The organism is Pseudomonas sp. 8Z, assembly GCF_902506535.1.
Lineage (GTDB): Bacteria > Pseudomonadota > Gammaproteobacteria > Pseudomonadales > Pseudomonadaceae > Aquipseudomonas.
The window spans coordinates 53,477-65,481 of record NZ_LR733824.1; the positions used below are offsets into that span (position 1 = coordinate 53,477).

Annotated in this window: 12 protein-coding genes; 4 read left to right on the plus strand and 8 right to left on the minus strand. The window is 63.2% G+C overall.

All coding sequences use genetic code 11. The features are described 5' to 3' along the window. Positions 1 to 91: 91 nt before the first annotated feature. From rmf to AERO9A_RS00285, 4 genes are all read right to left on the minus strand, one after another. Positions 92 to 310, minus strand: coding sequence for a ribosome modulation factor (gene rmf, locus AERO9A_RS00270; RefSeq protein ID WP_159969922.1), 219 nt, complete (start codon positions 308 to 310; stop codon positions 92 to 94). Positions 311 to 420: 110 nt separating this feature from the next. Next, positions 421 to 2,001: a glutamate--cysteine ligase gene (gene gshA / locus AERO9A_RS00275; protein ID WP_159969923.1), complete on the minus strand. Its 1,581-nt coding sequence runs from the start codon at positions 1,999 to 2,001 to the stop codon at positions 421 to 423. Between the two features lie 125 nt (positions 2,002 to 2,126). Beyond that, positions 2,127 to 2,513: a PaaI family thioesterase gene (locus tag AERO9A_RS00280; protein WP_159969924.1), complete on the minus strand. Its 387-nt coding sequence runs from the start codon at positions 2,511 to 2,513 to the stop codon at positions 2,127 to 2,129. Further along, on the minus strand, positions 2,510 to 4,837 hold the full coding sequence (locus AERO9A_RS00285; protein WP_159969925.1) for a Tex family protein: 2,328 nt from the start codon (positions 4,835 to 4,837) through the stop codon (positions 2,510 to 2,512). Before AERO9A_RS00285 ends, AERO9A_RS00280 begins: the two co-directional genes overlap by 4 nt. Positions 4,838 to 5,039: 202 nt before the next feature. On the opposite strand from AERO9A_RS00285, the gene ompR reads away from it, so the two are divergent. Beyond that, the gene (ompR, locus tag AERO9A_RS00290) at positions 5,040 to 5,774 is read left to right on the plus strand and encodes a two-component system response regulator OmpR (protein WP_159969926.1); all 735 of its coding nucleotides are present in this window, start codon (positions 5,040 to 5,042) and stop codon (positions 5,772 to 5,774) included. Positions 5,775 to 5,877: 103 nt separating this feature from the next. After that, the gene (locus tag AERO9A_RS00295) at positions 5,878 to 7,194 is read left to right on the plus strand and encodes an ATP-binding protein (protein WP_159969927.1); all 1,317 of its coding nucleotides are present in this window, start codon (positions 5,878 to 5,880) and stop codon (positions 7,192 to 7,194) included. A 12-nt stretch (positions 7,195 to 7,206) separates the two neighbouring features. On the opposite strand, the gene AERO9A_RS00300 is transcribed toward AERO9A_RS00295, so the two are convergent. From AERO9A_RS00300 to AERO9A_RS00310, 3 genes are read right to left on the minus strand one after another with little or no spacing between them, the layout of a single operon-like run. Next, positions 7,207 to 8,103 carry an LD-carboxypeptidase gene (locus AERO9A_RS00300; protein ID WP_159969928.1) on the minus strand — a complete coding sequence of 299 codons (897 nt, stop codon included), beginning with the start codon at positions 8,101 to 8,103 and terminating at the stop codon, positions 7,207 to 7,209. Next, positions 8,100 to 9,005, minus strand: coding sequence for a 30S ribosomal protein S6--L-glutamate ligase (rimK, locus tag AERO9A_RS00305; RefSeq protein ID WP_159969929.1), 906 nt, complete (start codon positions 9,003 to 9,005; stop codon positions 8,100 to 8,102). The genes AERO9A_RS00300 and rimK overlap by 4 nt, the downstream gene beginning before the upstream one ends. After that, positions 9,002 to 9,439 carry an ATP-dependent zinc protease gene (locus tag AERO9A_RS00310; protein WP_178111092.1) on the minus strand — a complete coding sequence of 146 codons (438 nt, stop codon included), beginning with the start codon at positions 9,437 to 9,439 and terminating at the stop codon, positions 9,002 to 9,004. Before AERO9A_RS00310 ends, rimK begins: the two co-directional genes overlap by 4 nt. A 136-nt stretch (positions 9,440 to 9,575) precedes the next feature. Here AERO9A_RS00310 and AERO9A_RS00315 point away from each other — a divergent pair, with 136 nt between their 5' ends. Then, positions 9,576 to 10,004 (plus strand): RNA-binding S4 domain-containing protein, encoded by a 429-nt coding sequence (locus tag AERO9A_RS00315; protein ID WP_159969931.1) that lies wholly within the window; start codon positions 9,576 to 9,578, stop codon positions 10,002 to 10,004. A 51-nt stretch (positions 10,005 to 10,055) separates the two neighbouring features. Here the strand turns inward: AERO9A_RS00315 and AERO9A_RS00320 are convergent, their stop codons facing one another. Further along, the gene (locus AERO9A_RS00320) at positions 10,056 to 10,850 is read right to left on the minus strand and encodes a phosphatase PAP2 family protein (RefSeq protein WP_159969932.1); all 795 of its coding nucleotides are present in this window, start codon (positions 10,848 to 10,850) and stop codon (positions 10,056 to 10,058) included. A 196-nt stretch (positions 10,851 to 11,046) separates the two neighbouring features. Here AERO9A_RS00320 and hslO point away from each other — a divergent pair, with 196 nt between their 5' ends. Then, a complete protein-coding gene (gene hslO / locus AERO9A_RS00325) occupies positions 11,047 to 11,934 on the plus strand; it encodes an Hsp33 family molecular chaperone HslO (protein ID WP_159969933.1) in 888 nt (295 codons plus the stop codon). The last annotated feature ends 71 nt before the right edge of the window (positions 11,935 to 12,005 follow it).

Sequence of the window (12,005 nt, forward strand, 5' to 3'; positions counted from 1 at the left end):
CTGAAGCCCACCCTACAGCGCTGTGCAACGAACTGTAGGAGCGGATTTATCCGCGAGCTTTGCGGCTGAAGCCGCCCCTACGCAGGGGAGGCTAAGATGTCAGGCGCTGCGCTGCGCTGCGCTGATGCAGGCGCAGTTGTGCGTGGCCGTCATCCCAGCCCGCTTCCCAGGCGGCGGCGGGCACTTCGTCACGATAGGGTTGGCGTGTGCGGGGTAGTCTGGCAAGGCCTGCCATATACCCTTGTTGGTACGCCTTGGTGAGGCCTTCCAGGCTCCATTGGGGCGAGGTATCGCGTTGCGCGGGCACCATTTGGCGTGCTCCCATTCAGTCCGTTAGGACTTATGCTAGCTGCCCGCACACAGGCGCGTATGGCCGCTTATCTGCCCTTTTGCTCCGTTGGCTGGCTTTTGTGACGGCGCTCACACGGCGACAGCAAGGATGCTTGCCTGGTACGCCGCGACAAAGGCATCGAAGTCACCTTCCTGCTGTCCTTCAAGCGCTGACTGTTCGGCCAGCGATTGGTGGGCTGCCAGCTCCAGTGCTGCGTGCTGTTCAGCCTCCAATGGATGGGCCTGGAAGTATGCGGCATGTTGGCGGCTCTGTTGCAGGGCAAACTCGGTAAAACTCATGCCCTGGCGCAGCGCTGCCAGCACCTGCGCAGATGGGGTGCGCTCGGCGTCGTCGACCTTGGCTTGCTGTTGGGCCAGAGCCTGTGCATGGGCGTCACTGCCATGAGCGCGGTCCAGTAGCTCGGCCAGCGGGCGTATGCGTTCGAGCAACTCGCCTGCCCAGCTCTTCAGCTCTACCGGCTGACCCGCGCGCTGCAATTGCAGGCCGGGGCGGCGTCCTTGTGTAACCACCTTGAGGAAGTTGTCGGTGCAGTTGCTGCATTCGCTGTTCGCCAACTGCGGGCTGTCTTCCAGCGCGCAGAACAGCAGGAAGGCGTCGATGAAGCGCGCCTGCGCCAGGTCGATGCCCAGGGGCAGGAAGGGGTTGATGTCCAGGCAGCGCACTTCCACATACTGCACGCCACGGCTCATCAGCGCCTGGATCGGACGCTCGCCACTGTAGGTCACGCGCTTCGGGCGAATGCTCGAGTAGTACTCGTTTTCGATCTGCAGGATGTTGGTGTTCAGTTGCAGCCACTCGTCGCCGCGTTTGGTGCCTGCCTCGACATAGGCCGGGTAGGGCGTGCCGACCGCCAGGCGCAGGCTGTCGGTGTAGCTGGCCAGGTCGTTGTAGCACGGGGTGAGACCGGACTGTGCGCTGCTCTGGTAGCCCAGGTCGCTCATGCGCAGACTGGTGGCGTAGGGCAGGTACAGGGTGCTGGCGTCCAGCTCCTGCAATTGGTGCGGGCGACCGCGCATAAAGCCTTTGTCCAGCGCTGGCGAGGCGCCGAACAGGTACATCAGCAGCCAACTGTAACGGCGGAAATTGCGGATCAGCGCGATATAGCGTGCCGATTGGTAATCGCGTGCACTCACTGTGTCGCCTTCGGCCTGCTGCTGCAGTTGCCACAGGCCTTCGGGCAAGGAGAAGTTGTAGTGGATGCCGGCGATGCACTGCATGGTCTTGCCGTAACGCAGGGCCAGACCCTTGCGGTAGACGTACTTGAGCTGGCCGATATGCGAGCTGCCATAGCGGGCGATGGGGATGGTGTCCTCGTCCGGCAGTTGGCAGGGCATCGACGGGCTCCACAGCAGTTCGCTGCCGAGCTTGGTGTAGGTGAAGCGATGGATGCGCTCGAGTTCGTCCAGCGTGCTGGCCGGGTTGGTGGCGGTGCCGGTGATGAATTCCAGCAACGACTCGGAATAGTCGGTGGTGATCTGCGCGTGGGTCAGTGCCGAGCCCAGCGCCTGCGGGTGCGGGGTCAGGGCCAGTTGGCCGTCGCGGTCGACGCGCAGGCATTCGCGCTCGATGCCGTGCAGACATTTACCCAGCAGGGACAGATTGGCCGACTCACCGAGCTGGGCCAGGCGGCGGGAGAGAAGATCGCTCAAGATGCAATTCCTAACTGGGCAGTCGCCACAATATGAGGACTGCAGCGGCAAGCTTCAAGCCGCAAGCTACAAGTAAAGGCGCGCGGGCATTTAGGTGCAGCTTATGGCTTGCAGCTTGCGGCTGCTTATATGCAGGCGAAGGTGCCTTGTGCCTTGGCGACCAGTTTGTCGTCCTGCCACACCTCGGCTTCGACCACCTGCGTGCGACGCCCGGCGTGCAGCACCTTGGCGTGGCACAGCACGCTGCCCTCGCTGACCGGGCGGATGTAGTTGATCTTGCATTCCAGCGTCACACTGCTTGGCCCGCCATCGCCCAGGCTGTGGCTGGCCTGGCCCATGGCCGTGTCGATCAGCGAAAACAGTGCGCCGCCATGCAGCTTGCCGTGCAGGTTGCGCAAGTCGTCGGTCAGCGCCAGGCGCACGCGCGCCTCGCCACCACCGACTTGCAAAATCTCCAGCCCGAGCAGGCGGGAGAAGGCGCTGCTCGCGCCCACCTCCTGCGTGCCGCTCATTTCTTCAACTGCTTGGCGTTGGCGAACAGTGCAGCCATGCCGCCGGTGGCGGGGGCTGGTTTGTCCTGGCTGGAATGGCGCTCGCTGCGCGGCGTGTTGCCGCCGCGATTGCCGCCGGGGCGCTGGCCGCCACGCGCGCCCTCGACTTTCTCGCCGGGTGTGTCGCCCATACGCATGGATAACGCGATACGGTTACGTGGAATGTCCACTTCCATCACCTTGACCTTGACCACGTCGCCAGCCTTGACCGCTTCGTGCGGGTCCTTGATGAACTTCTCCGACAGTGCGCTGATGTGCACCAGGCCGTCCTGGTGCACGCCGATGTCGACGAAGGCGCCGAAGTTGGTCACGTTGGTCACCACGCCTTCGAGCATCATGCCCAGCTTGAGGTCGGCCAGCGTTTCCACACCTTCCTGGAACTCAGCGGTCTTGAACTCCGGGCGCGGGTCGCGGCCGGGTTTGTCCAGTTCCTTGAGGATGTCGCCGACGGTGACCAGGCCGAAGCGCTCGTCGGTGAACTTGGCTGGGTCGAGGCGCTTGAGAAAGCCCGAATCGCCGATCAGCGAGCGGATGTCACGCGAGGTATCGGCGGCAATGCGCTCGACCAGCGGGTAGGTCTCCGGGTGCACCGCCGAGGCGTCCAGCGGGTTGTCGCCGTTCATCACACGGAGGAAGCCGGCGGCCTGCTCGAACGTCTTTTCGCCCAGGCGCGGCACCTTTTTCAGCGCCGCGCGCGAGGCGAAGGCGCCGTTGGCGTCGCGGTACTGCACGATGTTCTGCGCCAGGGTCGCGTTGAGGCCGGAAATGCGTGCCAGCAGGGCGGCGGAGGCGGTGTTCACATCCACGCCGACGGCGTTCACGCAGTCCTCGACCACGGCGTCCAGGCTGCGCGCCAGCTTGAGCTGCGAGACGTCGTGCTGGTACTGGCCGACACCGATGGATTTCGGGTCGATCTTCACCAGCTCGGCCAGCGGGTCCTGCAGGCGGCGGGCGATGCTCACTGCGCCACGCAGCGAGACGTCGAGATCGGGAAATTCGCGGGCGGCCAGCTCGGATGCCGAATACACCGAAGCGCCGGCCTCGGAGACCATCACCTTGGTCAGTTTCAGGCCTGGCACCTTCTTGATCAGCTCGGCGGCTAGCTTGTCGGTTTCACGGCTGGCGGTGCCGTTGCCAATGGAGATGAGATCGACGCCATGCTTGGCGCACAGTTTGGCGAGGATGGCGAGGGTGCCATCCCAGTCATTGCGCGGGGCGTGCGGGTAAACGGTGGCGGTTTCCAGCACCTTGCCGGTGGCATCGACCACGGCCACCTTGCAGCCGGTACGCAGGCCTGGGTCCAGCGCCAGCGTGGCGCGCGGGCCGGCTGGGGCGGCCAGCAGCAGGTCGTGCAGGTTACGGGCGAAGACGCTGATCGCCTCGTCTTCGGCCTTCTCGCGCAGTTCGCCGAGCAGGTCGGTTTCCAGGTGGTTGTACAGCTTGACCTTCCAGGTCCAGCGCACCACTTCGGCCAGCCATTTGTCGGCGGCACGGCCTTGCGCGCTGATGCCGAAGCGTTCGCCGATCATCAGCTCGCAAGGATGCATGGCGCCGGGCAGCTCTTCGCCGACTTTCAGGCTGGCGCTGAGGATGCCTTCGTTACGGCCACGGAAGATCGCCAGCGCGCGGTGCGACGGCACGCCCTTGAGCGCTTCGTCGTGCTCGAAGTAGTCGCTGAACTTGGCGCCTTCGTTTTCCTTGCCGGGCACCAGGCGGGCGCTGAGGGTGGCTTCGTTTTTCAGGAAGCTGCGCAGCTTGTCGAGCAGGGTGGCGTCTTCGGCGAAGCGCTCCATGAGGATGTACTTGGCGCCTTCGAGCACGGCTTTGACATCGGCGAAGCCTTTCTCGGCATCGATAAAGCGCTCGGCTTCCTGCTCGGGCGTCAGGCTCGGGTCGTTGAACAGTGCATCGGCCAGCTCGCCCAGGCCGGCTTCCAGGGCGATCTGGCCCTTGGTACGGCGCTTCTGCTTGTACGGCAGATAGAGGTCTTCGAGGCGCGTCTTGGTGTCGGCCAGGTCGATCTCGCGCTTGAGTTCGGGGGTCAGCTTGCCTTGTTCCTCGATGCTGGCGAGGATCGTGGTGCGGCGCTCGTCCAGTTCGCGCAGATAGCGCAGGCGTTCTTCCAGGTGACGCAACTGGGTGTCGTCGAGGCTGCCGGTCACTTCTTTACGGTAACGGGCGATGAAGGGCACGGTGGAGCCTTCGTCGAGCAGGACCACGGCGGCGGCAACCTGTTGCGGGCGCACACCCAGTTCGTTGGCGATGCGGTTGTTGATGCTGTCCATATAAAAACTACCCACTGAAGCGACAGGGCGGCCGCTAAGATGCTGGCCATATACGAAAGCGGCGCATTATAAACACCGCATTCGCGAGCGCTGCGAACCGTTGGGGAAAAATCTGCTAACAATGGCTGAAGCGCCTGGCTATGCGCCTGAGCGATAATGCCGCCACTTTGCCGTCCATCGCACGGCTGCCCAAGGAGACACCATGACCCAGTCCGCCCCTGCCACCGAAGGCGAGAAAATTCTCATCGTCGATGACGATGCCCGTCTGCGCCGCCTGCTCGAGCGCTTTTTCGACGAGCAAGGTTATCGGGTGCGTGCGGTGGAAAACGTCGAGCAGATGGATCGTCTGCTGGCGCGCGAACTGTTCAATCTGGTGGTGCTCGACCTGATGTTGCCGGGTGAGGACGGGCTTTCCGCTTGCCGTCGCCTGCGCGAGTCGAACAACCAGGTGCCGATTATCATGCTCACTGCCAAAGGCGATGAGGGCAGCCGTATTCAGGGTCTGGAAATTGGCGCTGACGATTATCTGGCCAAACCGTTCAACCCGCGCGAGCTGTTGGCGCGGATCAAGGCGGTGCTGCGCCGTCAGGCGCCTGTCGTGCCGGGTGCACCGGGCACCGAGGATGAAAGCGTCACCTTCGGTGAATACGAACTGTCGCTGGCCACGCGTGAGCTGAAAAAGGGCGAGGAAGTCCATATGCTCACCACCGGTGAGTTCGCCGTGCTCAAGGCGCTGGTGCAGCACGCTCGCGAGCCGCTGACCCGCGACAAGCTGATGAACCTGGCGCGCGGCCGTGAATGGGATGCGCTGGAGCGCTCCATCGACGTGCAGATCAGCCGTCTGCGCCGCTTGATCGAGCCGGATCCGTCCAAGCCGCGCTATATCCAGACCGTCTGGGGCGTGGGTTATGTGTTCGTGCCGGATGGCAACAAGTGAAGCGGCAAGTTGCACACCACAAGCTGCAAGAAAAAGCGGACGGTATAACCACTTGTAGCTTCAAGCTTGAGGCTTGCAGCCGCACCTCCGGGGCTTGCCGTTCGTGAAGACTCCTGCCTGGTTCCCGCAAAGCTTTTTCGCCCGCACCCTCTGGCTGGTGCTCATTGTCGTGCTGTTTTCCAAGGCATTGACCTTGGTGTATCTGATGATGAACGAGGATGTGCTGGTCGATCGCCAATACAGCCATGGCGCGGCGCTGACGCTGCGCGCCTACTGGGCGACCAATCCCGATGACCGCGAGCGTGTCGCTCAGGCTGCTGGGCTCAAGCGTACGCCCAGCGATCAGGTGCCGCCCAATGAGCAGCACTGGCCCTATAGCGAAATCTTTCAGCGCCAGATGCAGACCGAGCTTGGCCCGGATACCGAGGTGCGGGTTCGCGCCAAGAGCCCGCCTGCACTATGGGTGCGGGCGCCGAGCCTGGGGCCGGAGTGGATTCGCGTGCCGATGTACCCGCACCCGTTGCGGGGGCAGCGCATCTGGAGTGTGCTCGGCTGGTTCCTCGGTATCGGTCTGTTGTCGACCGCAGCGGCCTGGATCTTCGTGCGTCAGCTCAGCGCGCCGCTAAAGCGCTTGGTCTTTGCCGCACGCCAGCTCGGTCAGGGGCGCAGCGTGCGTCTGCCTATCAGTGATACCCCGAGTGAGATGACTGAGGTGTACCGCGCGTTCAACCAGATGGCCGAAGATGTCGAGCAGGCTGCGCGTGAGCGGGAGTTGATGCTCGCGGGCGTCTCCCACGACTTGCGCACGCCGCTGACGCGTCTGCGCCTGGCGCTGGAGTTCATGGAAAACGACAGTGAGCTGACCGACGATATGGTGCGCGACATTGAGGATATGGATGCCATCCTCGATCAGTTTCTCGCCTTTATCCGCGATGGTCGTGGCGAGCCAGTAGAGGAAGCCGACTTCCCCAGTCTGGTGCGTGAAACGCTGGCGCCCTATAACCAGGGCAACGAGCGTGTGCGTCTGTTTTTGGAAGATATCCCGCCATTCCCATTGCGCCGCGTGTCGGTCAAACGTCTGCTGACCAACCTGGTGGAGAACGCCCTCAACCATGGCGGCGGCAGTGCGGTGGAGGTGGTTGCCAGCTTGGCCGGCGATCAGAGTGCGCCTTATGTGGTGCTGAGCGTGCTGGATCGTGGCGCCGGTATCGATCCGGCTGAGCTTGATAGCATCTTCAATCCCTTCATTCGTGGTGACCGTGCGCGCGGTGGGCGTGGCACCGGCTTGGGGCTGGCCATCGTCAAGCGTATCGCAGCCATGCATGGTGGCAGCGTTGAGTTGCGCAATCGCAGCGGCGGTGGCCTGGAAGCACGTGTGCGCTTGCCGTTGGGTCTGTTGTTGCCGCGTGATGCGGTGTAAGGGCGTGGGGGCTTACCAGGTGAGCCCTTCGTTGCCGAGTCTGGCTGACTGGCCATAGGGCCAGGGAAAGTTGGCATCGCCATGGCCGCTGGGGAGGTCGCCGTATAGCGCGATGCCTAGCGGCGCCAGGTACTCGCTGAAGATTTCTTCGATGCTGTGATGCACGCCGCGCCGTGGGCAGTCGGTAAAGCTGCCCAGACAGATGGCGCGCGGGCGCCGCCCGGCGAAGCTGTGCAGCAACTGCCAGAGGCTGCGCTCCAGGCGGTAGTAGGGCTCGCCGACATCCTCCAGAATCAGGATCGAATCTTCGGCCAAGTGCATCTGCGCGGGCGTGCCGCAGGCGCTGGCCAGTGCTGTGAGGTTTCCGCCTTGCAAGGTGCCGCTGATGGCGTGGCGCGGGCCGCTGATATGCCGTGCGGGGAGCTGTTGCGCATCGGCAGCGAGTAGGCGCCAGAGCGCCTGTACTGAGGCCAGTCGTTCGCGCTGGCCGCCCGGCGCGGCCAGTGCCTGCTGGCCGAGTGCCGTGGCTACCGGACCATGAATGGCAGGTAGGCCGTGGCGTTGGAACGCCTCTAGTAGGATCGACAGGTCGGAGAAACCGATCAGCGGGCGTGGGCTGGCCTGCTTGAGCCGTGTCCAGTCGATATCCGCCACCAGTTGCGCGCAGCCGTAGCCGCCACGCAGGCACCAGACCGCGCCGATGTCGGGCTGGGTGAAAGCCTGGTGCAAATCCTCCAGGCGTTGCTCGTGCGTACCGGCCAGGTAGCGGTGGCGAGCGCGCACGTGCTGCCCCAGGTGATAACGGATACCTTGAACGTCAAGTTGAGCCAGGGTCGCTTCCAGAACTTCTTCGGCGATGGCGGCTGCCGGTGCGATCAGCGCTACACGTGCGGCGAAGACTTGGCTCATCCGCGACCTCGGGTGCGCGTTTGCCCCGGTTCGGCATTCTTTTCCAGATGTTCGATGATCATGCCCGCGACATTCTTGCCGGTGGTGGTTTCGATGCCTTCCAGGCCGGGCGAAGAGTTCACCTCCATCACCAGCGGGCCGTGATTGGAGCGCAGGATGTCGACACCGGCGACGTTCAGGCCCATCACCTTGGCCGCGCGCACGGCGGTCATGCGTTCCTCGGGGGTAATCTTGATCAGGCTGGCGCTGCCGCCACGGTGCAGGTTGGAGCGGAACTCGCCAGCCTTGGCCTGGCGCTTCATGGCCGCGATCACCTTGTCGCCGACCACGAAGCAGCGGATATCGGCGCCGCCGGCTTCGCTGATGTATTCCTGCACCATGATGTCCTGCTTGAGACCGAGGAAGGCCTCGATCACCGACTCGGCGGCCTTGTGCGTCTCGGCCAGCACCACGCCCATGCCTTGCGTGCCTTCGAGCACCTTGATCACCAGCGGCGCGCCGCCGACCATCTGGATCAGGTCGGGAATGTCATCCGGCGAGTGGGCGAAGCCGGTCACCGGCAGGCCGATACCCTTGCGCGAGAGCAGTTGCAGGGCGCGCAGCTTGTCGCGCGAGCGGCTGATGGCCACCGATTCGTTGAGCGGGAACACGCCCATCATCTCGAACTGGCGCAGCACCGCGCAGCCATAGAAGGTCACCGAGGCGCCGATACGCGGAATCACCGCGTCGAAGCCCTCCAGCGCCTGGCCGCGGTAGTGGATCTGTGGCTTGTGGCTGGCGATGTTCATATAGGCGCGCAGGGTGTCGATCACCTGCATCTCATGCCCACGTTGCTCGCCAGCCTCCACCAGGCGACGGGTGGAATACAGACGCGGGTTGCGCGACAGCACGGCGATTTTCATGGGGCACCTGAAAGGGATGAGGGCAGGGCGGGTTTGTCTTGGACGTAGCTTAGCGCCGGGTTGACCAGCAGGTTGCCAGTGACCAGTGCTTTGGAGCCGAGTAGTACGCGGTAGCGCATGGTCTTGCGGCAGGCCAGGGTAAACTCCACTGGCCATAGACGATCGCCAAGCGCCAGTTCGGTACGGATCACGTAGCGATTCTGCGCCTGGCCATTGGAGCTCTTGATGCGCCGCACTGACACCAGTGGTGCTTCGCAGCGATGGCGGCGTTGCACCTGGGTGCCGAGGTAGGCGGTAAAGCGCACCCAGTCCTCGCCATCCCGCTGGAACGGCTGAATATCGCTGGCGTGCAGGCTTGAAGTGCTGGCGCCAGTATCGATCTTGGCGCGTAGACCAATGATGCCCAGTTGCGGCAGGTTGATCCATTCGCGCAGGCCGATCACGCTGAGAGAGTCGGTACTTTTCAAAACGACGGTGTTCCCCCGTGACTGACGGGCCTATAGTTCCGCGCATTCTAGATGTGCTGTGTGACAACTGCATCAGGCAGCGTAGAACCAACAAGAGTGTGAGATGAGCGAGAAAGACGACGACAAGGTACGCCTGGACAAGTGGCTGTGGGCGGCGCGTTTCTACAAGACCCGCGCCCTGGCCAAGGCGGCGATAGAAGGGGGCAAGGTGCATCATCGCGGGGATCGTTGCAAACCCGGCAAGGAACCTAAGGTTGGTGATGAATATGTGCTGCGCACAGGGTTCGATGAGCGCACGGTTGTCGTGCTGGCGCTTTCTGCTGTGCGCCGTGGTGCGCCCGAGGCGCAGTTGCTCTACCGCGAAACCGAAGAAAGTGTCGCCCGCCGCGAGCAAGCGGCAGCCATGCGCAAGGCCGGTGCCCTCGGTGTGCAGAGTGAGGGGCGGCCGAGCAAGAAGCAGCGCCGACAGATCCATCAGTTCAACGAGCATCAGCAAGGTGGCATGCGCCACCCCTGGGCGGACGACGATTAGGCGCGGCGAATGCGAACGTAAGATTCGCGAGCTACTCCTGAGTTGTGCTCCTCAGCGCCCGCTGACGACGCTTATGCTGCCCAGCAATGGCAGCTTGGCCAGGCGGGCAGTAATCGGCAGGGTGATTTTTTCCAGCCACTCACTGGTGCGGTAGCCCAGTGGCGTGTAGCAGCCCCAGGCCATGCCGATCAGGCTCAGCAGCACGCCGCCGACGAAGGCATCCGAGCCCCAGTGCGCGCCCGCTACCAGGCGCGGCAGGATGCCTATAACTGCAATCGTCCAAACCAGCAGCAGGCGCCAGCCGCGAGCGAAGAAGCTGAGGAAATAAGCCCAGATCATCAGTACCGATGCATGGTCGCCTGGGAAGCTGCGGCTGGCGCTGTCCTTCAGGTCCCAGCGTTCTTCCCAGTCAGGGAACATTTCGGTCAGGCGCGCGCTACCCTCGACGGCCAGTGACGCACTCTGGTGTTGCCAGCCCATGTACTCGACCAGATCGGAAAACAGCACACGGATCAGCAGCATCACCACCAACATGCTCAGAAAGGCGTAGAGCGCGCGGCGCACTTGCGGGCCTTCGAACACCAGATCCGCCTTGAGCATCACCGCCAGCATCACTACGCCGACGGCGGCGTCGACCGGGCGCATGCTGCCGATGGCCCAGATATGCGCCCACAAACCGCCAGCGTGCACCGGGTCATTGAGCAGATGGAACAGCCACAGATCGAAGGTGTTCCACACTTGGCGCGTGGGCTGCCATAACCAGCTCGCGAGCAGTAACAGGCTGACGATATGGCAGATCAGCAGTGGCTTCACGCGCCACTGCGTATTGAGAAAGACGGTCGCCATGGAAAGTCCCTTTGCAAAAATATGACAGCTCTACCTGAGCGCGCGCATGTTAGACCCTTGCTCCGGGCATGCAATGTGACCTGGCGCTCGGTTCAGGCCATGTTCAGACAAAAGGCGCGTTCGACGTTCGGGCCTTGGTTGCAAAGGCATTTGTGCATAAAATCGCCAGCCTTTTTGAGAGCCTGGGCAAACCGCCATGAATGACTTCAGCCAACGCTTCCTGTTCGATGACACCGATGTGCGCGGTGAGCTGGTCGCCCTGCGTGAAAGCTATGCCCATGTGTTGGCCAAACACGCCTATCCGCAGCCGGTGGCGCAACTGCTTGGCGAGATGATGGCCGCCGCCGCGCTGCTGGTCGGCACGCTCAAGTTCGATGGCTTGCTGGTGCTGCAGGCGCGTTCCGATGGGCCGCTGCCATTGCTGATGGTCGAGTGCTCCAGTGCTCGTGAACTGCGTGGTATTGCCCGTTACGATGCCGAGCGCATCGGTGCTGATGCCGACCTGCAAAGCCTGATGCCCGAGGGCGTGCTGGCCATCACCATCGACCCGGCCAAAGGCCAGCGTTACCAGGGTATCGTTGCGCTCGACGGTGTTGACCTCGCCGAGTGCCTGTCCAACTACTTCGCCAGTTCCGAACAACTGCCGACCCGCTTCTGGCTCAAGGCCGACGGCCAGCGCGCTCGCGGTCTGCTGCTGCAACAGTTACCTGTGCACCATCAGACCGAGCCGCAGGAACGCGCCGAGAGTTGGAATCATGTGCTGACCCTGGCTGACACCTTGAGCGCCGAAGAGCTGCTGGGTTTGGACAATCCGACCCTGCTGCATCGCCTCTACCACGAGGAAAGCGTGCGCCTGTTCGACGAGCAGCCGCTGCAGTTTCGCTGCAGTTGCTCGCGCGAGCGCTCGGCCAGTGCGCTGGTTAGCCTTGGCCAGGCCGATGCCGAACTGCTGCTGGTCGAGCAGGGCGGGCAGGTTGAGATCGACTGTCAATTCTGCAATGAGCGTTACCTGTTCGATGCCGCCGATATTGCCCAGCTATTCGCAGGGGCTGGCAGCGAGGCGCCGTCAGAAACACGGCATTGATGAACTTTCCCTCCTTATAGGCGTTCTCTATCGGGCGGATGCTGCCAAATAGTTCACTCTTCTGGCATAAT

Excerpts from the sequence above, each read along its gene's own strand:
- AERO9A_RS00300 (WP_159969928.1), bottom strand. The coding sequence starts at position 8,103 with ATGAGCCAAGTCTTCGCCGCACGTGTAGCGCTGATCGCACCGGCAGCC.
- hslO (WP_159969933.1), top strand. The coding sequence starts at position 11,047 with ATGAATGACTTCAGCCAACGCTTCCTGTTCGATGACACCGATGTGCGC.
- ompR (WP_159969926.1), top strand. The coding sequence starts at position 5,040 with ATGACCCAGTCCGCCCCTGCCACCGAAGGCGAGAAAATTCTCATCGTC.
- AERO9A_RS00315 (WP_159969931.1), top strand. The coding sequence starts at position 9,576 with ATGAGCGAGAAAGACGACGACAAGGTACGCCTGGACAAGTGGCTGTGG.
- rmf (WP_159969922.1), bottom strand. The coding sequence starts at position 310 with ATGGTGCCCGCGCAACGCGATACCTCGCCCCAATGGAGCCTGGAAGGC.
- AERO9A_RS00285 (WP_159969925.1), bottom strand. The coding sequence starts at position 4,837 with ATGGACAGCATCAACAACCGCATCGCCAACGAACTGGGTGTGCGCCCG.
- AERO9A_RS00320 (WP_159969932.1), bottom strand. The coding sequence starts at position 10,850 with ATGGCGACCGTCTTTCTCAATACGCAGTGGCGCGTGAAGCCACTGCTG.
- AERO9A_RS00280 (WP_159969924.1), bottom strand. The coding sequence starts at position 2,513 with ATGAGCGGCACGCAGGAGGTGGGCGCGAGCAGCGCCTTCTCCCGCCTG.
- rimK (WP_159969929.1), bottom strand. The coding sequence starts at position 9,005 with ATGAAAATCGCCGTGCTGTCGCGCAACCCGCGTCTGTATTCCACCCGT.